This window comes from Klebsiella sp. KTE92, from assembly GCF_000398905.1.
GTDB lineage: Bacteria > Pseudomonadota > Gammaproteobacteria > Enterobacterales > Enterobacteriaceae > Klebsiella > Klebsiella variicola.
This window is the reverse complement of the sequence record NZ_KB976100.1, coordinates 1710573-1730100: the sequence shown is the minus strand read 5'-3', so window position 1 is coordinate 1730100 and position 19528 is coordinate 1710573. Positions and strand designations below refer to the sequence as shown.

Here is a 19528-nt window from a genome sequence, read left to right as displayed (position 1 = left end):
GGCAAAACCGAGGCTTTATGCGTACCATTCTGAATATTTTGAACTTTATCCTTGGCGGTTTCGCCACCACTCTAGGCTGGCTGCTCGCCACGCTGGTTAGCATCGTTCTGGTCGTCACGCTGCCGCTGACCCGCTCCTGCTGGGAAATCACCCGACTCTCCTTATTTCCATACGGTAACGAGGCGATTCATGTGGATGAGCTGGAGCCGGGCCGTAAAAATGGCCTCCTCAACGCCGGCGGCACCGTGCTGAATATTCTGTGGTTCATTTTTTTCGGCTGGTGGTTGTGCCTGATGCATATTTTCAGCGGCATAGCTCAATGTCTGACCATTATTGGCATCCCGGTGGGGATCGCGAACTTTAAAATTGCTGCCATTGCCCTTTGGCCGGTAGGACGTCGGGTCGTCTCTGTGGAAACCGCGCGTGCCGCACGTGAAGCCAATGCGCGTCGTCGCTTTCAGTAACCGAACGGAACACGGACATGATTAGCCCCCTGCTACGCCGCTATACCTGGAACAGTGCCTGGCTTTATAACGTACGGATCTTTATCGCGCTCTGCGGCACAACGCTGTTTCCCTGGTGGATCGGCGAAGTCAAACTGACCATCCCTCTCACCCTTGGCGTTGTTGCCGCGGCCCTGACCGACCTCGACGACCGGCTGACCGGTCGTCTGCGCAACCTCGCCATTACCCTGGTCTGTTTTTTTATCGCCTCCGCCTCCGTGGAGCTGCTGTTTCCGTGGCCGCCGCTGTTTGCCCTCGGCCTGACCGTGTCTACCATCGGCTTTATTTTGCTCGGCGGCCTCGGCCAGCGCTATGCCACCATCGCCTTCGGCGCCCTGCTCATCGCCATCTACACCATGCTCGGCGTCACACTGTACGATCACTGGTATCTACAGCCGTTGTTCCTGCTGGCGGGGGCCGTGTGGTACAACCTGCTGACGCTGTCCGGGCACCTCATTTTTCCGATTCGTCCATTGCAGGACAACCTGGCGCGTAGCTATGAGCAACTGGCTCGCTATCTGGAGCTCAAATCCCGGCTGTTTGATCCTGACCTGGAGGATGAGAGCCAGGCGCCGCTGTACGATCTGGCCCTCGCCAACGGCCAGCTGGTTGCTACGCTTAACCAAACCAAGGTCTCGCTGCTAACCCGACTGCGAGGCGATCGGGGCCAGCGCGGCACCCGCCGCACCCTGCAGTACTACTTTGTGGCCCAGGATATTCATGAACGCGCCAGCTCATCGCATATTCAGTATCAGACTCTGCGCGATCAATTCCGCTACAGCGACGTGATGTTCCGTTTCCAGCGCATGCTCTCGATGCAGGCCCAGGCCTGCCAGAAGCTCTCGCGGGCGATTTTACTGCGCGAACCCTACCAACATGACGCCCATTTTGAACGCGCGTTTATGCATCTCGACGCGGCGCTTGACCGCGTGCGCGCCAGCGGCGCGTCCGACGAGCAGATCAATGCCCTTGGGTTTTTACTCAATAACCTGCGCGCTATCGATGCGCAGCTGGCCACGATTGAATCGGTGCAAACGACCGCGCCTGCCGGGAGCAACACCGAGACGCTGTTGGCCGACGACAGACTCGGCGGGCTGAACGACATCTGGCTGCGTCTGCGGCGCAACATGTCACCGGAGTCCGCTCTCTTTCGCCACGCGGTACGTATGTCGCTGGTGCTCTGCGCCGGCTATGCCTTTATCCAGTTTACCGGGCTCCAGCATGGCTACTGGATCCTGCTGACCAGCCTGTTTGTCTGTCAGCCGAACTATAACGCCACCCGCCACCGACTGGCGCTGAGGATCATCGGCACGCTGGTGGGGGTGGCGATCGGCCTGCCCGTCCTGCTGCTGGTGCCTTCGATTGAAGGGCAACTGGTGTTGATCGTGCTCACCGGCGTGCTGTTCTTTGCCTTTCGTAACGTGCAGTACGCCCATGCCACCATGTTTATTACGCTGCTGGTGCTGCTGTGCTTTAACCTGCTTGGCGAAGGTTTTGAGGTCGCGCTACCGCGCATTATTGATACCCTGATCGGCTGCGCCATCGCCTGGGCGGCGGTCAGCTTCATCTGGCCGGACTGGAAATTTCGCAATCTGCCGCGCGTCCTGGACCGGGCGATGAACGCGAACTGCCGTTATCTGGATGCCATTCTGGAGCAGTATCACCAGGGCCGCGACAACCGTCTGGCCTATCGTGTCGCCCGCCGTGATGCCTACAACCGTGATGCCGAACTGGCCTCCGTGGTCTCGAATTTGTCGACTGAACCGCGCGCGGATGGCGCCCAGCGCGAGACCGCTTTTCGCTTGCTGTGTCTCAACCATACCTTCACCAGCTACATCTCCGCTCTCGGCGCGCATCGGGAAAAACTGTCCACCCCCGATATTCTTGCCCTGCTGGATGATGCTGTTTGTTATGTTGATGACGCCCTGCACCATACCCCCGCCGATGAACATCGGGTGCAGAAGTCTTTGACCAGCCTGCAAAGCCGGATCCAGCATCTGGAACCGCGCGCGGACAGTAAAGAGCCGCTGGTATTACAGCAGATTGGCTTGTTGCTCGCGCTGCTGCCTGAAATTTGCCGCCTGCAACAACGCGTTCACGCTCAGACAGAATAACGGCGGCTGTCCGCTAACGGGCTCCTGCCCATTCGAGCAGCTCCTGACGCCGCAGCGTCGGGAGCGCGGCGGCGTGAACGCCGACAATCGCCCCCTCCAGCGCCAGCAAGACGTTGAGCGACAGAGAGGCGTTGTTTTCTCGTAGCCGTTGCCAGGCCTGCTGAGCGCCTACCTCCCGAAGCGTCCTGACATCCGGTATGCCCGCGTGGATCAGCTGCAATTCCATATGAAAGCTGATATTGGGTAAATCCTTCAGACGGCCCGACGCCCGTCGGTGGTTCTTTTCACGCTGCGCACTCTGCCACGACAACAGCGACAGCCGAAAAAGCTGAGTCTCATCGCGCCACAATGCGTCGTCAATTTGATAATACTTCATCGGCACGGTGCGCCCATGTCGGCGCAGCGTTAATAAAGGATTGCGATGTTCAACCCGATACGCGGCGCTCTGCTCGCAGGCCCTCAGGTAAATATCGCCCTCTGCCACCATCGCAAACACCGTATCATCAATGGCCAGGCTATAGCCGCCAAAAAGCGGACGAGAATGTAACTGACCCAGCGGCGAGACGCAGGCCTGAAATTGCGGGAACCGCGGACATACTAGTTTTCTCATGATCATTCCTTTGTTAATCATGTAATTAAACTTAAGTTGTTAACGGATCCGCTAAGAGAAAACATAAGGGACTTCCCGAACAGCAGCAAGATGATTTTCGCCGACTTTTCCACCAGAATGCGGTTTTGCGAGACGCTTTCAGAAAATCACTGACGTTGCTGCAATCAACAGGGTGGAAAGAAATCATTAGCCGGCATTAAGGATATCGTTGAGGAGAGGTGCGCATCGCTATAAATCAGACGCGGCGGGAAATGATTAAATTTCAGCCAGCAAAATGGCAAATTGCGGTTGATCTTTTCCCCTGGTAGATATACTGTATATGCATACAGTAACTACAGGCGGGATAGACTATGTTTACTTCAGCTCACGCAAATCGTTCAGCACAGGCTTCTGCTTCTGCAGGCCACTACGCTCATCGTTCTGGCGAACAGACCGCCAATGGGCTGATCAGTGAAATTGTCTATCGTGAAGATCAACCCATGATGACACAGTTACTGCTGCTACCTTTATTACAGCAGTTGGGTCAACAGTCTCGCTGGCAACTGTGGCTCACGCCGCAACAAAAGCTTAGCCGCGAGTGGGTCCAGTCTGCCGGTCTACCGCTGTCTAAAGTCATGCAAATTAGCCAGCTGTCACCCTGCCATACCGTAGACTCAATGATCCGCGCGCTGCGCACCGGTAATTATAGTGTGGTTATCTGCTGGCTAACGGAGGAGCTAACCGCGGAAGAGCATGAGCGTCTGGTCAATGCCGCCCAGGAAGGTTGCGCGATGGGATTCATCATGCGCCCGGTGAGAAATCAAGGCACGCTCGGCAGACAACTCAGCGGGCTAAAAATTCACTCAAATTTGTATCATTGAGTGAAATTAGGATTATTCCTGGAATTTTTTTTACCGATGGTAAAGACACAGCGTTTTTCAGGGACTTTTTCGCGCAATGCCTGTCACACGGGGATTTCTGCCTTTTTTCTGCGTACGAAAATCAACCATATTTGTTAAATATTGTGTACACAACCCTTTTTTTTCATATGCCTGACAGAGTTCACACTTGTAAGTTTCGAACTAAGTTGTAGACTTTACATCGCCAGGGGTGATCGGCTTACGCTGCATGTATCAGCATAGTTAACAACAAGTCACGCCCCGGGTGAAGGATTTAACCGTGAGGTCTTTTGTAACTTCATGGCGAATTTTGGATGATAATGAGGCGCAAAAAATGAAAAAGACAGCTATCGCGATTGCAGTGGCACTGGCTGGCTTCGCTACCGTAGCGCAGGCCGCTCCGAAAGATAACACCTGGTATGCAGGTGGTAAACTGGGTTGGTCCCAGTTCCATGACACTGGCTGGTACAACAGCTCTCTGAACAACAATGGTCCAACCCACGAAAGCCAGCTGGGCGCTGGTGCGTTCGGTGGTTACCAGGTTAACCCGTACCTCGGTTTCGAAATGGGTTACGACTGGCTGGGCCGTATGCCGTACAAAGGCGACCAGGTTAATGGCGCATTCAAAGCTCAGGGCGTTCAGCTGACCGCTAAACTGGGTTACCCGATCACTGACGATCTGGACATCTACACCCGTCTGGGCGGCATGGTATGGCGCGCAGACTCCAGCAACAGCATCGCTGGCGACAACCACGACACTGGCGTATCTCCGGTATTTGCTGGCGGCGTAGAGTGGGCTGTGACTCGTGACATCGCTACCCGTCTGGAATACCAGTGGGTTAACAACATCGGCGACGCGGGCACCGTTGGCGTTCGTCCGGACAACGGCATGCTGAGCGTGGGTGTTTCCTACCGTTTCGGTCAGGAAGATGCTGCACCGGTTGTAGCTCCGGCTCCGGCTCCGGCTCCGGAAGTGACTACCAAGCACTTCACCCTGAAGTCTGACGTTCTGTTCAACTTCAACAAAGCAACCCTGAAACCGGAAGGTCAGCAGGCTCTGGATCAGCTGTACACCCAGCTGAGCAACATGGATCCGAAAGACGGTTCTGCAGTTGTTATGGGCTTCACCGACCGTATCGGTTCCGAAGCTTACAACCAGCAGCTGTCTGAGAAACGTGCTCAGTCCGTTGTTGACTACCTGGTTGCTAAAGGCATCCCGGCTGGCAAAATCTCCGCACGCGGTATGGGTAAATCCAACCCGGTTACTGGCAACACCTGTGACAACGTGAAAGCTCGCGCTGCACTGATCGACTGCCTGGCCCCGGATCGTCGTGTAGAGATCGAAGTTAAAGGCTACAAAGAAGTTGTAACTCAGCCAGCGGCTTAAGTTATAACTGATGAAAAAACCCGCCTCGGCGGGTTTTTTTATGCCTTCTCTCCCGCTTTTGCGGTGGTGGGCCCCATATCAGAGTAGCCTCTGACAGGCCGCCGTAAAGACTACTCTTTGCCTAACAGTTCCTGCAGATCGTGTTTCAGGCTCGACATTTTGCTGGCGTACTTCTCTTTATGCTCAGCATCCTCAATCAGCTGCACGATGGTTTCGGACAAGGTTTTACCCCGCCGCTGCGCCAGGCCGGCAAGACGCTGCCAGACGACAAACTCCAGATCGATAGACTTCTTACGCGTGTGCTGATGCTCCGCGTTAAAATGCCGTTTTCGTCGCGCGCGGATGGTCTGCTTCATGCGGTTCATCAGCGCCGGATTCATATGCTGCTCAATCCAGGCATGCACCAGCACAGGTTCATTCTCGAGCGTCAGCAAGTCATCTACCGCAGCTTGCGCAGCGCTGGCCTCAATGTAGCGGGTAATCAGCTCACCTTCCCGGTGCTTCTTTACCAGATATTTCCATTTCCAGCCGCTTTCAAGATTTTCCAGTTGTTGATATTTCATTGCGATCTCAATGTGACCGTGTAACTCATTTCAGGATATCAGTTTTTTCCTGATGTGCTGAATATAAATCATTATTCGTGATGTGTATGGCCGGGGAATCATCGGGGTAATCATAATCCTCCGTGTGCTCAGTCGCGGCATCAGGTATAATTGCGCGCTTTACATCTAACTAAAAAACAGCGACTTTGACCATTACGAAACTGACCCGAACCGACCTTGCGCCCGATATGGAACCTTATCAGGCGCTGTTTGCCCAAGCTGATCTCTCTCAACCGGCCCCCTCCCTCTCGGGCGATCTGCAGCCGCGTCTGTTCTACGCGCTTGAGCAATTGCTGTGCACGCCGGCAGTCTCCTCCTTCATGCTGGTGAAAGCCCCCGAAGAACCGGAGTATCTGCAATGGCTGACGGCAGAAACCCGTACGCTGCATGAACCTACCGCCCCGCTCTACGGGGTCCGCTATGACGTTGACGGCGCTCGCGTGACGCTCTCCCCGGCGCAACGGGCTGAGGATAATTTTGCCAGCACCGCCCCGGTCGTCGCGGCCGATTGGGTAGAGGCGGAACAGCTGTTTGGCTGCGTACGCCAGTTTAACGGCGGCATCACCCTCCAGCCAGGCCTGGTCCATCAGGCTAATGGTGGCGTGCTGGTAATCTCGCTTCGCACACTGCTGGCACAACCGCTGCTGTGGGTGCGCCTGAAAAATATGGTGACCCGTCAGCGGTTTGACTGGCTCTCCATCGATGAGTCGCGCCCGCTGCCGGTCAGCATTCCCTCCATGCCGTTGAGCCTGAAAGTCATGCTGGTCGGCGAACGCGAATCGCTGGCGGATTTCCAGGAAATGGAACCAGAGCTTTGCGCTCAGGCGATCTACAGTGAGTATGAAGACACTTTGCAGTTTGCTGACGCCGAGACGCTGAAAGCCTGGTGCCAGTGGGTATGGCAAAATGCCCAGCAGCTGACGCTGCCAGGTCCGGCGGCCGACGCCTGGCCACTGCTGATCGATGAGGGGACGCGCTACACCGGCGATCAGGAGACCCTGCCGCTCAGTCCGCTATGGATAGCCCGCCAGCTGCGGGAGGCCGCCGCCTTCTGCGAAGGCGAGGAGATTACTGGCGAAGAAATGCAGACGATGCTGGCACGCCGGGAGTGGCGTGAAGGCTACCTCGCAGAACGAATGCAGGATGAAATCCTGCAGGAACAGATCCTGATTGAAACCGAAGGCGAATGCGTCGGGCAGATCAACGCCCTGTCGGTGATTGAATTCCCCGGCCATCCGCGCGCATTCGGTGAACCTTCGCGCATCAGCTGCGTCGTGCACATTGGTGATGGCGAGTTTATTGACGTCGAACGCAAAGCCGAGCTCGGCGGCAATATTCATGCGAAAGGCATGATGATCATGCAGGCTTTTCTGATGTCCGAGCTGGAGCTGGAGCAGCAGCTTCCGTTCTCCGCTTCGCTGACCTTCGAACAGTCCTACAGTGAAGTGGACGGCGACAGCGCCTCCATGGCTGAACTCTGCGCCTTAATCAGCGCGCTGGCCAATGTGCCGATTAATCAGAGCATTGCGATTACCGGTTCTGTTGACCAGTTTGGTCGCGTGCAGCCGGTCGGCGGTCTGAACGAAAAAATTGAAGGTTTCTTCACTATCTGTCAACAGCGCGGGCTAACCGGTAAACAGGGCGTCATTATCCCTGCGGCCAACGTTCGTCATCTCAGTCTTAGCCATGAGCTCCGTCAGGCCGTTGCCGAAAACCAGTTTGCCATCTGGGCCATTGACGATATTACCGAAGCGCTGCCGATGCTGACCCAACTGATGTGGGACGGTGAAGGGCAGACGCTGCGACAAACCATTCAGGAGCGGATAGCGCAGGCGACCCAGCAAGAGACTCGCCATCGTTTTCCGTGGCCGCTACGCTGGTTAGGTGGGACAAGTTCTAACTGATCGGACTTGTTCAGCTTACACGTGTTAGCTATCCTGCGTCCCGAACTTAAAATAAGGCTTACTGAAAACATGGTAGATAAACGCGAATCCTATACAAAAGAAGATCTTCTTGCCTCTGGTCGTGGTGAACTGTTCGGCGCGAAAGGCCCGCAGTTGCCAGCACCAAACATGCTGATGATGGACCGCGTCATCAAAATGAGCGAAACCGGTGGTAACTATGACAAAGGTTATGTTGAGGCGGAACTCGACATCAACCCGGACCTGTGGTTCTTCGGTTGCCACTTCATCGGCGATCCGGTGATGCCGGGCTGCCTGGGCCTGGATGCGATGTGGCAGCTGGTCGGGTTCTATCTTGGCTGGCTCGGCGGCGAAGGCAAAGGCCGTGCGCTGGGCGTTGGCGAAGTGAAATTCACCGGTCAGGTTCTGCCGACCGCGAAAAAAGTCACCTACCGCATCCACTTCAAGCGCATTGTTAACCGTCGTCTGATTATGGGCCTGGCGGATGGCGAAGTGCTGGTTGACGATCGTCTGATCTATACCGCGAACGATCTGAAAGTCGGCCTGTTCCAGGATACTTCCGCTTTCTGATAATTATCGGCAGCGATTAAAAGGCGAAGCCCCCGCTATGCGGAGGCTTCTTTTTTAAAGAGACAGTGTCAGGCCGTTAGTACCCTGTCCTCCATGGCTTCTCGCCAGCCTCCCAGCCACCATGAGCGTTGATTCAAGCTCTGGTATGGACACATTTCTTTCGATCTCCCCGCGATACCCGCTTGATATCCACGTTGATGTGCCCGTTCCAGGCGATCTCGTTTTTGTCTCTTCATGCCTCGTTTCCCTCATTCTTTGATCTGGTGGAAAAGAAAACAGTGGTCGCAAATTGTGCAGCCACGGGTTACGAATACCGCGAAATGAAGACAACGTCAATGCGCAAAATTCACGCCAGTGTCATATTTGTGACCTATATAAGAGTTCATTTTTTGTTCATTCGGCGCAACGCTCGGTAACGAACTGACCTGGCAAAAAAAATGCCGCGCGGCTCAGATGAACCGCGCGGCATATCACTTTTATGAAATTTACTTATGGCAGACGGTTAAGCTCGCCGGCAATGGCCACCGCCTCCTGGCTCCACGCCTGGGCCAGGGTCTTCACCATCGCGTCATAGCCATCCTGCTGCTGCTTGAGCACGATGTTAAACGGGCGCTTAATCAACTGTCCCTGATGCTTCAATAGCCACTCGCCGCTGACGATAACCCGCCCGTCGTAGCGCCCGTGAAAGCCATTTACCGCCACATTGAGCGTATCCTGCTCGCTGCCCAAGGGTTGGGACGACACTACCCAGCCCGGCAACTGCTGGCTGAGGTTTGCCACCAGCGTAGTACGCAGCTGCTGGTCCAGCGGGCTGGCCCACAGATTATTATTGGCGATTACATACTGCACATCGGTGGTTTGATAGACCACTCCATTGCCCGCCAGATAATCCGGGATGCTGACCTGCTCAACCCACAGCAGACGTGCCCCCTGGCTGGCGGCGCTCTGCGCGCCGCCTTGCACCACCGGCAACTGGTAATATGTTTTGCTCTCACCGCCGCTACTGCACGCCGTCATTACGCAAACGGCTGCCACCAGTAACCATTTTTTCATTATTTCGCTCCCTTCGGCTGTGGGTCTTTTTTATCCTTCGCCTCAAATACCAGCGCATTGCTCTTATCATTGAGCGTTTTCAGGACCGGCTGCAGCTCACGCAGCACCTGATCCAGACGCTGCATATCGGCCACCATCTTATTGTAGGCCGCGGAGCCCGGCTGGAAGCCCTGCATGCTGCGGTTCAGCTCGCGCAGCGTCGTCTGCATATCGGCAGGTAGCTGCTGCATCGACTGACTGGAGGTGATCTTATTCAGACTATCCAGCGTGGTCTGTACATGCTGCATGGTCTTCTCGCTTTGCGCCAGCGTACTGGTTGCCTGTTCCAGTAGCGGATTGAGCGGCAGGTTATTGATTTTATCCAGCGCATCCATCAGACGCTGCTGGATCTGCGCCAGTCCACCGCTAATGGTCGGGATAATCGGATAGCCGTTAAACTCCTGAATTTTCCCACGCGGCGGCGCTTTCGGATAGAAGTCGAGATCGATATACAGCGCGCCGGTCACCAGGTTACCGGTTTTCAGCGAGCCGCGCAGTCCGCGGTTGATCAGATCGTCAATGTGAGCGCGAATATTCGGATCGCCGCCGAGCTGGTTGACCAGACGCTGCGGTTCAACCCGCACTTCCACCGGAATGCGATAGTCATCGTTCAAACGCTGCTTCAGCCCAGGAATAAAGAACGGCACTTTGCCGACGGTTCCCAGACGGATGCCGCGGAACTCCACCGGCGCGCCGGGCTGCAGGCCACGAACCGAGTCTTTGAAGAACATCACGTAATCGATATGCTCGGTAAAGACCGAATCCTGGATGCTCTTCTGATCGTCAAACAGGTGATATTCCGTTTTGTTCGCCACCGGCTCGCCGAGGTCCAGTCCTTCCGGAATATCAAAGCTCACCCCGCCGCCAAACAGCGTCGACAACGAGCCCATCTCGACGCGCATCCCCGCCGCGGTCAAATCAACGGCGATCCCGCTGTCCTTCCAGAAGCGAACGTTAGTGGTCACCAGGCGGTCATTAGGCGCATTGATGAACAGCTGATAAGTGATATGACGTTTCTGCGCATCAAAGGTGCTGGTTTCCACCGACCCCACGCGATAGCCGCGGAACAGCACCGGGTCGCCTGGCGACAGCTGGCCTGCCTTGCTGCTTTCCAGCAAAATCCGGATCCCCTTGGCATCCGGCGAGGCCAGCGGCGGAGAATCCAGCAGCGGATACTGCGCCGGCACCGAACCTTTCGACCCCGGCTGCAGTTCAATATAGGCCCCGGACAATAATGTCCCGAGACCACTGATCCCCTCGCGCCCTACCTGCGGTTTCACCACCCAGAAGACGGAATCGTTATGCAGTAATTTCTGCATGCCGGAATTGAGGCGAGCTTTGATTTCCACGTGGGTTAAATCGTCGGTCAGCGTCGCGCTCTCTACCACCCCAACATCCACGCTGCGGCTCTTGATCCGGGTTTTTCCCCCTTCAATGCCTTCCGCGTTAGTGGTGATCAGCGTGACCTCTGGTCCCTGATGGCTGTAATGATAAAACAGGATCCACGCTCCGATCAGCGCAGTGACGATAGGGAAGATCCACACCGGTGACCAGTTCTTCACCTTCTGCACTTTCGCTTCTCCGCTCTTATTTTCCATGTTGTTGTATTTCCTCATGGCTTGAATCTGGCTCACGATCCCACAGTAAACGGGGATCAAACGTCATCGCTGAAAACATGGTCATCACCACCACCAGCGCAAACATGACCGCGCCGATGGCGGGATAGATATTCATCAACCCTCCCATGCGCACCAGCGCAGAGAGCACGGCGATGACAAAAACGTCAATCATTGACCAGCGGCCAACAAATTCCACCACTTCATAAATCAGATGCATGCGTTCCGAATCGCGCGCGCCGTTGCCGTTAGCATTCCAGCACAGCCAGGCGATAGCGATCATCTTCAGCGTCGGCACCATAATACTGGCGATAAAGATCACCAGCGCCACCGGATAGGAGCCCTCGCTCCACAGTAACACCACCCCGGCCATAATGGTCGACGGCATTTTATCGCCCAGCAGATCGGTGATCATGATCGGCATAATATTGGCGGGAAGATAGAGAATAAATGAGGTCACCAGCAGCGCCAGCGTCCACTGCAGGCTATTTTTACGCCGCGCCGTCCCTTTGCTGTGACAGCGCGGGCAGACGGTCTGGTCGGCCGGTAACACCGCCGTGCAGCAGCCGCAGGAGCGCAGCCCCTGGCGGATCCCGGCTACCCCGACCTTCAGCGGCTGGGTAATCGCCGGCATAGGGGCAATATCATCCCATAGCCAGCGGCGGTCGACGCACTGGAAGGTGCGTAACTGCAGCAGGCAAAACATGCACCAGGGAATAAAGCTCAGGCCGATGCCGATATCGCCGTAGGCCATCAGTTTGACGAAGCTCACCAGCACGCCGGCAAGAAAGATCTCCGCCATGCCCCAAGTCTTGAGGTGAAACAAAATGCGCGCCAGAAACGCCTTCAGCCCAGCGGGCATCCTGACCCGATTGACCAGCAGCAAAATGGTGACCAGACAAAAGGCCGGTACCAGTTGCACAAAGAGTAAAAAGAAGGTGCCGAGGCTGGCGTAATCCTCGGTAAACAGCACGTTGGGAATTTCCAGCAGCGCTATTTCGCTGCTGATGCCACCCACTTTCATATAGATAAAAGGAAAGAGGTTGGCCAGCAGCAGCATAAACAGCGCGACCAACGCGTAAGCCGTGGGACGCTGGCGAGGCGCGTCCCACGTGGTGGTTAACGTTGTACCGCAGCGCGGGCAGGCGGCTTTCTGGCGATGCTCAAGCTGCGGCAAAGCCACCAGCAAATCACATTGGGGACATAAAATATGTCGCGCAGCATGATGGTGATCGCACATGACAACTCCTCGGCTCAGGCGCCGTTCTTTAATCCTTCGAGATATTCCCAGCGTTCAAAGGCGGCTTCCAGCACCTGCTCCGCTTCGGCCAGCTGCGCCAGCACTTGCTGCGTACGATCGTGCGATTGGCCAAAGAAGTCAGGATCGGCTACCTGCTCCTGCAGCGTTTGCAGTTCGGCCTCAAGCGTTTCCAGCTTCTGCGGCAGTTGCTCCAGCTCGCGCTGCAGGTTATAGCTTAGTTTGTTCCCGCCGCGTTTGACAGTTTCTGCTTTTGGCTGAGCGACTTCCGTCGTTTTTTTAACGATCGTCTGCTTTTGCGCCAAAGACTGGGCCTGCTGACCGCGGGCGTCGTGATAACCGCCGACGTACTGACCAATATGGCCGCCGCCTTCGAAGATCCAGCACTCGGTCACGGTATTGTCGACAAACTGACGATCGTGGCTGACCAGCATCACGGTGCCCTGATAGCCATCGATCAGCTCTTCCAGCAGCTCCAGCGTTTCGACATCAAGGTCGTTTGTCGGTTCATCGAGAATCAATAAGTTACTGGGTTTCAGGAACAGTCGCGCCAGCAGCAGACGGTTACGCTCCCCGCCGGACAACGCGCGGACTGGCGTCATCGCCCGTTTCGGATGGAACAGGAAGTCCTGCAGATAGCCCAGCACGTGCCGCGGCTTACCGTTAACCATCACCTCTTGCTTACCTTCGGCGAGGTTATCCATCACCGTCCGGTCCGGATCCAGCTCTGCACGGTGCTGGTCGAAGTAGGCGACTTCCAGCTTGGTGCCAACGTGGATCCGCCCGCTGTCGGCCTGCAACTGGCCAAGCATCAGCTTCAGCAGCGTGGTTTTCCCGCAGCCATTGGGGCCGATCAGGGCAATCTTATCGCCGCGCTGGATTTGCGAGGAGAAATCTTTCACCAGCACTTTGCCGTCAACCTGATAGTTGACGTTCTCCATTTCGAAAACGATTTTGCCGGAGCGCGAAGCCTCTTCCACCTGCATCTTCGCACTGCCCATCACTTCCCGGCGCTCGCCGCGCTCGCGACGCATCGCTTTCAGGGCGCGAACGCGGCCTTCGTTGCGGGTACGACGCGCTTTAATCCCCTGGCGGATCCACACCTCTTCCTGGGCCAGCTTGCGGTCGAATTCAGCATTCTGCAGCTCTTCAACCCGCAGCGCTTCTTCTTTATCCAACAGATACTGATCGTAATTGCCCGGATAGGTCACGAGCTTGCCGCGATCGAGATCGACGATGCGCGTCGCCATGTTGCGGATGAAGGAGCGGTCGTGCGAAATAAAGATAATGGTGCCTTTAAAGCTTTTCAGGAATCCTTCCAGCCAGTCGATAGTTTCGATATCGAGGTGGTTCGTCGGTTCATCCAGCAACAGCACGCGCGGCCCGCTGACCAGGGCACGGCCCAGCGCCGCTTTACGCAACCAGCCGCCGGAAAGCGAAGCCAGCTGCGCGTCGGCGTTAAGACCAAGCTGCTCGATCACTTCATTGATGCGGCTATCCAGCTGCCACAGGCCCAGGTTATCCAGCTGTTCCTGCAGACGGGCCAGTTCATTTAAATTTTTGTCGCTCGGGTCGGTCATCACCTGATGCGAAACATCATGGTAGGCCTTCAGGTAAGCGGCCTGTTCGGCGATCCCTTCGGCGACGAAATCGTACACCGTACCGGCAACGTTGCGCGGCGGATCCTGCTGCAGACGCGCGACGATCAGATCCTGTTCATAAATAATACGCCCGTCATCCAGCCCCTGTTCACGGTTAAGGATCTTCATCAGGGTCGATTTACCGGCGCCGTTGCGCCCAACCAGACAGACGCGTTCGTTATCTTCGATATGCAGTTCAGCATTATCCAGCAGCGGCGCATCGCTGAATGAAAGCCAGGCGCCGTGCATACTAATCAGTGACATTCTTTATTCCTTTCAGGCTGCAGTAATCAGCCAGCAGTTGTGGATCTGACGGTTGCGGGCAAAATCCTGCGACAGCGTTTTTTGCGAAATCTCTTGCGCCTTCAGGCCAAGCGCCGCCAGCCCGTCATGATCCATACGGAAACCGCGTTTGTTGTTCGAGAACATAATGGTGCCGCCTTTACGCAGCAGACGTTTCAGATCGGTCATCAGGCGAATATGATCGCGCTGCACGTCAAAGGCATCTTCCATTCGTTTGGAGTTAGAGAAAGTCGGCGGATCGATAAAGATCAGATCGAACTGCTCGGTGCTTTCCCGCAGCCAGCCCAGCACGTCAGCCTGCATCAGGCGATGCGCACGACCGGTCAGGCCATTAAGACGCAGGTTGCGCTCCGCCCACTCCAGATAGGTACGCGACATATCCACCGTGGTCGTAGAGCGCGCGCCGCCCAGACCGGCGTGGACGCTGGCGCTGCCGGTATAGGAGAACAGGTTGAGGAAATCCTTACCTTTGCTCATCTGGCCCAGCATGCGACGGGCGATACGGTGGTCGAGGAACAGACCGGTATCGAGGTAGTCGGTGAGGTTAACCCACAGGCGCGCGTTGTACTCCTGCACCTCGATAAAGTCGCCCTTCTCCGCCATCTTCTGATACTGGTTTTTACCCTTTTGCCGCTCGCGGGTCTTCAGCACCAGCTTGTTGGGGGCGATTTCCAGCACGGCGATGGTCGCCGCGATAATATCAAACAGACGCTGGCGCGCTTTGTGCGCATCGACGGTTTTCGGCGGCGCATACTCCTGGACCACCACCCAGTCACCGTAGCGATCGATCGCCACGTTATATTCCGGCAGATCGGCATCGTACAGGCGATAGCATTCAATGCCTTCCTGACGGGCCCACTTTTCAAATTTCTTCAGATTCTTACGCAGACGGTTGGCAAAATCTTCCGCCAGCATCGCCGGCTTGCCGCCTTCGCTTTCCGCCAGGTGATAGTTTTTCTGTATGCAGTCCAGCGGGCCGTTCTTCGCTTTGAACTGTTTATCGGCACGCAGCTGCAGGCAGCTCAGCAGTTCCGGCGAGGCGCTGAACACCGACAGGTTCCAGCCGCCAAACTGACTTTTCATGATCCGGCCCAGCAGGCTGTGCAGGGCAATCAGCGCCGGTTCGCTTTCCAGGCGCTCGCCGTACGGCGGGTTGCTGATCACGGTGCCGTACGGGCCTTTCGGCAGCGGGTTATTCAGCTGGGCGACGTCTTTGACTGCAAAATCGATCAGCTCGCCGATGCCGGCCCGGCGGGCGTTGCGGCGCGCGCGCTCAATGACGCGCTCGTCGACGTCAGAGCCATAGAAGCGCGACCCATAGGCCGCCAGCCCCTGGCGGGCGCGGGTTTGCGCTTCCGCCTTCACCTCTTTCCAGATAGCGTCATCGTGCTGCGCCCAACCGCCAAAGCCCCAGTGGCCGCGGTGCAGACCCGGCGCACGATCGGTCGCCAGCATCGCCGCTTCAATCAGCAGGGTACCGGAGCCGCACATCGGATCGAGCAGCGGCGTACCCGGTACCCAACCAGAGCGCATGACGATCGCCGCCGCGAGGTTTTCTTTGATCGGCGCCATACCGGTACCATCGCGGTAGCCGCGCAGATGCAACCCTTCCCCGCTCAGATCCAGGGAGATATGCGCCGTCTCTTTGTTCAGCCAGACGTTGATCCGCAGATCGGGCGACTCACGATCGACATTCGGGCGCGGCAGGTTTTTACGCGTGAAGCTGTCGACGATGGCGTCTTTGACTTTTAATGCGCCATACTGGCTGTTGCGGATCTCGTCATTGAGGCCGCTAAAATGTACCGCGAAGGTGGCGCCAGGGTTAAACATCTCCGTCCACGGAATGGCCTGTACGCCGAGGTACAGATCCAGATCGCTGTATACGCGACACTCGCCCAGCGGCAGCATGATGCGCGAAGCCAGCCGGCTCCACATCAGGCTTTGATACAGCAGGCGCGTATCCCCCTGAAAATGGACCCCGCCCTGGACGACCTGGCAGTCCGTCGCGCCAAGTCCTTCCAGTTCAGTTTTTAACAGCTCTTCCAGCCCACGAGCCGTACTGGCAAACAGAGAATTCATATCGTCACTTTTACTTAAAGAAAATTGGTGCGCATTATAGCCAATATGTGCCCTATGTCATAAAGTTATAGGCTTATTTTTGGAACCCGGAGGCAGCGTATGGTAACGCTCTCGCGACTTTTTATTCATCCCGTTAAATCCATGCGCGGCATGGGCCTGACCCACGCCTTTGCTGATATCAGCGGCCTGGCCTTCGATCGCCTGTTTATGGTCACCGAAACCGACGGGACCTTTATTACCGCCCGCCAGTTTCCGCAAATGGTAAAATTTATTCCGGCGCCGCTGCATGATGGCCTTCACCTGACCGCGCCGGACGGCAGCAGCGCCGTGGTGCGTTTTAGCGATTTCGCCCTGCAGGCCGAGCCCACCGAAGTCTGGGGCAACCATTTCACCGCCCTTATCGCACCCGCCGCCGTTAACCAGTGGCTCAGCGGCTTTTTCAAGCGCGATGTCCAGCTGCGCTGGCTGGGGCCGCAGTTAACCCGCCGGGTGAAGCGCCACGATGCGGTACCGCTCTCCTTCGCCGACGGCTACCCGTACCTGCTGGCTAACGAGGCCTCGCTGCGCGATCTGCAGCAACGCTGCCCGGCCAGCGTAAGCATAGAACAGTTTCGTCCTAACCTCGTGGTCACCGGCGCGGCCGCCTGGGATGAAGATAGCTGGAAAGTGATCCGCGTCGGCGAAGTGGTGTTTGACGTCGCTAAGCCATGCAGCCGCTGCATTTTTACCACCGTCAGTCCAGAGCGCGGGCAGAAGCATCCCACCGGGGAGCCGCTGGAAACCTTAAAGCGTTTTCGTACTGCGCTGGACAATGGCGATGTCGATTTTGGCCAGAACCTGATTGCCCGCAACAGCGGGGTGATCCGGGTGGGTGATGAAGTCGAAATCCTCGCCCGCGGCCCGGCGAAAGCCTACGGCGCCGGCGAGAGCGACGATACTCCGGCCCCGGAAGCGCAGCAGCAAGCTACGGTTGCCATCGAATGGCAGGGTCAACAGTTTAGCGGGAATAACCAGCAGGTGCTGCTGGAGCAACTGGAGCAACAGGGCATTCGCGTACCCTATTCGTGTCGGGCAGGGATCTGCGGCAGCTGCCGCATTCGGCTGGAAGAGGGCGAAGTCAGCGCGTTAAAGAAAAATGCGGTCGCCGGGGACGGCACCATTCTCGCCTGCAGCTGCGTACCGAAAACGGCGCTGCGCCTGGCGCCTTAAACCGCCTGTCCCAGGCTGTAGCTGACCGCGCTCTGCGCCGGCTGCAGCCTGTCGTTCATGATTTTAATAACGTCGCCTAACTGCATCACGCGCCCGGCAAGGGTGAGACCCGGCTGGGCCAGCAGACAAAGCGCGGCGTTATCTCCCGGCTCCACCACCAGCAAATTCACCTGCTCCCCGGTATCGCTCAGCCAGACGCAGGCGGCGTCGCCGCCGCTCGGCTGCCACTGGTGGGGATGAGCGATAAAGTGCCAGCTTTTCGGCATCTGCGGTTTGAGAAAACGGATCGCGGTTAACGCATTGAGGACTAATTCCGCTCGCTGTTCTTTCGACAGTTCGAGATCGCGACATTTTTCTTCAAAGGAGAAATAGAGCGCGGCGTCATCGACGCAGAATCCCGACGGCGCAAAGGCATCCGGGGTCAGCATTCGCCGGGCGAAGCGCGAGCGAAATAACATGCCATTGGCCAAATCGAGCATCATGCGGTCATGCTCTTCATCGTAATACCAACGCCAGTTATCGTCAGGTTTAATGCGCATTTTTCCCCCTGTCCCCTTTCATACGCCTCTGCAAAGTTGTTGCGACTTGCCGCAGAATATTTTCTAAAATTAAGAAAAGTCTAAAATGTTTAAATAAGCAACAGTGAGGGAATATAAAACAACCAGGGCCGGAAATAAAGCCCTGGGTGGGTTTCAGCGGAGGAAAAGATTAGATGTGGGTAACAATTTCTTTAATCAGCGGCGGACCTTTAAAAATAAATCCGGAATAGATCTGCACCAACGATGCTCCGGCGGCTATCTTTTCTCGCGCAGCAATCACCGAATCAATACCGCCCACGCCGATGATAGGCAAACGACCATTCAGCTCAGCGGAGAGCATACGGATAATTTCAGTGCTCTTTAATTGTAATGGACGACCGCTAAGCCCACCGGTCTCATCACAATGTTTCATTCCCTGAACCAGAGAACGATCGAGGGTGGTATTGGTTGCAATTACCCCATCAATATTATGACGCACGAGGCTATCGGCAACCTGGATCAATTCCTCTGGTAAAAGATCCGGCGCGATCTTCACGGCGACCGGAACATATTTCTGATGCTTTTGCTGCAGCTCAAGCTGCTTATTTTTAATACCGGAGAGTAAATCATCGAGCGCTTCACCGTATTGCAGCGTACGCAGCCCCGGGGTATTCGGTGAGGAGATATTAATGGCGATATACCCGGCGTAAGGATAGACTTTTTCCATACAAATCAGGTAATCATCTTTACCGTGCTCCACCGGCGTATCTTTATTTTTGCCGATATTGATGCCCAGCACGCCGTCAAAATGCGCCTTTTTCACGTTCTCAACCAGGTTATCAACGCCATGGTTATTAAAGCCCATGCGGTTGATCAACCCCTCGGCATCCACCAGACGGAAGATCCTCGGTTTATCGTTGCCCGGCTGCGGACGCGGGGTGACGGTGCCGATCTCAATCGAACCAAAACCCATCGCGCCCAGCGCGTCAATGCATTCCCCATTTTTATCCAGCCCGGCCGCCAGACCCAGCGGATTTTTAAAGGTCAGCCCCATGCAGGTAACGGGCCTGGCCGGTACCTTCTGGCGAACCAGCATTTCCAGCGGCGTCCCGGTGACACGGCGTAATTGTTGAAAGGTAACTTCATGAGCGCGCTCAGGATCGAGCTGAAAAAGGGCTTTACGAACGAAGGGGTAGTACATGAACTCTCCTGGATTCCCGGTGTGCA

Annotated in this window: 17 protein-coding genes; 7 read left to right on the top strand and 10 right to left on the bottom strand. The window is 56.2% G+C overall.

What is annotated here, in order from left to right; all coding sequences use genetic code 11:
- The first annotated feature begins 17 nt into the window (after positions 1–17).
- Both A1WC_RS17120 and yccS read left to right on the top strand, forming a co-directional pair.
- Positions 18–464: a YccF domain-containing protein gene (locus tag A1WC_RS17120; RefSeq protein WP_008805896.1), complete on the top strand. Its 447-nt coding sequence runs from the start codon at positions 18–20 to the stop codon at positions 462–464.
- A gap of 17 nt (positions 465–481) precedes the next feature.
- Entirely contained in the window at positions 482–2617 is a 2136-nt protein-coding gene (yccS, locus tag A1WC_RS17125) for a YccS family putative transporter (RefSeq protein ID WP_008805895.1), read from the top strand.
- A 13-nt stretch (positions 2618–2630) separates the two neighbouring features.
- Here the strand turns inward: yccS and A1WC_RS17130 are convergent, their stop codons facing one another.
- Positions 2631–3227, bottom strand: a complete 597-nt coding sequence (locus tag A1WC_RS17130) for a TfoX/Sxy family DNA transformation protein (RefSeq protein ID WP_016160583.1) — start codon at positions 3225–3227, stop codon at positions 2631–2633.
- 350 nt (positions 3228–3577) lie between these two features.
- Here A1WC_RS17130 and sulA point away from each other — a divergent pair, with 350 nt between their 5' ends.
- Both sulA and ompA read left to right on the top strand, forming a co-directional pair.
- Positions 3578–4087 carry an SOS-induced cell division inhibitor SulA gene (gene sulA, locus A1WC_RS17135; RefSeq protein ID WP_008805893.1) on the top strand — a complete coding sequence of 170 codons (510 nt, stop codon included), beginning with the start codon at positions 3578–3580 and terminating at the stop codon, positions 4085–4087.
- 352 nt (positions 4088–4439) lie between these two features.
- Entirely contained in the window at positions 4440–5492 is a 1053-nt protein-coding gene (ompA, locus tag A1WC_RS17140) for a porin OmpA (RefSeq protein WP_008805892.1), read from the top strand.
- A gap of 110 nt (positions 5493–5602) precedes the next feature.
- On the opposite strand, the gene matP is transcribed toward ompA, so the two are convergent.
- A complete protein-coding gene (gene matP, locus A1WC_RS17145) occupies positions 5603–6055 on the bottom strand; it encodes a macrodomain Ter protein MatP (RefSeq protein ID WP_008805891.1) in 453 nt (150 codons plus the stop codon).
- A 185-nt stretch (positions 6056–6240) separates the two neighbouring features.
- On the opposite strand from matP, the gene A1WC_RS17150 reads away from it, so the two are divergent.
- The gene (locus A1WC_RS17150; RefSeq protein ID WP_032691146.1) at positions 6241–7998 is read left to right on the top strand and encodes an AAA family ATPase; all 1758 of its coding nucleotides are present in this window, start codon (positions 6241–6243) and stop codon (positions 7996–7998) included.
- A gap of 69 nt (positions 7999–8067) precedes the next feature.
- Positions 8068–8586 carry a bifunctional 3-hydroxydecanoyl-ACP dehydratase/trans-2-decenoyl-ACP isomerase gene (gene fabA / locus A1WC_RS17155; RefSeq protein ID WP_012542300.1) on the top strand — a complete coding sequence of 173 codons (519 nt, stop codon included), beginning with the start codon at positions 8068–8070 and terminating at the stop codon, positions 8584–8586.
- Between the two features lie 68 nt (positions 8587–8654).
- Here fabA and rmf read toward each other — a convergent pair whose 3' ends face one another.
- The 6 genes from rmf to rlmKL all read right to left on the bottom strand — a co-directional run bounded on the left by rmf (position 8655) and on the right by rlmKL (position 16574).
- A complete protein-coding gene (gene rmf, locus A1WC_RS25945) occupies positions 8655–8822 on the bottom strand; it encodes a ribosome modulation factor (protein WP_002898396.1) in 168 nt (55 codons plus the stop codon).
- A gap of 253 nt (positions 8823–9075) precedes the next feature.
- Positions 9076–9639 carry a membrane integrity-associated transporter subunit PqiC gene (pqiC, locus tag A1WC_RS17160; RefSeq protein ID WP_008805888.1) on the bottom strand — a complete coding sequence of 188 codons (564 nt, stop codon included), beginning with the start codon at positions 9637–9639 and terminating at the stop codon, positions 9076–9078.
- On the bottom strand, positions 9639–11276 hold the full coding sequence (gene pqiB, locus A1WC_RS17165; RefSeq protein ID WP_008805887.1) for an intermembrane transport protein PqiB: 1638 nt from the start codon (positions 11274–11276) through the stop codon (positions 9639–9641). Before pqiB ends, pqiC begins: the two co-directional genes overlap by 1 nt.
- The gene (pqiA, locus tag A1WC_RS17170; protein ID WP_012542302.1) at positions 11266–12534 is read right to left on the bottom strand and encodes a membrane integrity-associated transporter subunit PqiA; all 1269 of its coding nucleotides are present in this window, start codon (positions 12532–12534) and stop codon (positions 11266–11268) included. The genes pqiB and pqiA overlap by 11 nt, the downstream gene beginning before the upstream one ends.
- Before the next feature lie 14 nt (positions 12535–12548).
- Positions 12549–14456 carry an ABC transporter ATP-binding protein gene (locus tag A1WC_RS17175; RefSeq protein WP_016160581.1) on the bottom strand — a complete coding sequence of 636 codons (1908 nt, stop codon included), beginning with the start codon at positions 14454–14456 and terminating at the stop codon, positions 12549–12551.
- A gap of 12 nt (positions 14457–14468) precedes the next feature.
- Positions 14469–16574 (bottom strand): bifunctional 23S rRNA (guanine(2069)-N(7))-methyltransferase RlmK/23S rRNA (guanine(2445)-N(2))-methyltransferase RlmL, encoded by a 2106-nt coding sequence (rlmKL, locus tag A1WC_RS17180; protein ID WP_008805884.1) that lies wholly within the window; start codon positions 16572–16574, stop codon positions 14469–14471.
- A gap of 99 nt (positions 16575–16673) precedes the next feature.
- Here rlmKL and A1WC_RS17185 point away from each other — a divergent pair, with 99 nt between their 5' ends.
- The gene (locus tag A1WC_RS17185) at positions 16674–17783 is read left to right on the top strand and encodes a YcbX family protein (protein WP_012968611.1); all 1110 of its coding nucleotides are present in this window, start codon (positions 16674–16676) and stop codon (positions 17781–17783) included.
- Here A1WC_RS17185 and zapC read toward each other — a convergent pair.
- Positions 17780–18322, bottom strand: coding sequence for a cell division protein ZapC (zapC, locus tag A1WC_RS17190; RefSeq protein ID WP_012542305.1), 543 nt, complete (start codon positions 18320–18322; stop codon positions 17780–17782). The genes A1WC_RS17185 and zapC overlap by 4 nt on opposite strands.
- A 169-nt stretch (positions 18323–18491) precedes the next feature.
- A complete protein-coding gene (gene pyrD, locus A1WC_RS17195; RefSeq protein WP_002898303.1) occupies positions 18492–19502 on the bottom strand; it encodes a quinone-dependent dihydroorotate dehydrogenase in 1011 nt (336 codons plus the stop codon).
- Positions 19503–19528: the final 26 nt, after the last annotated feature.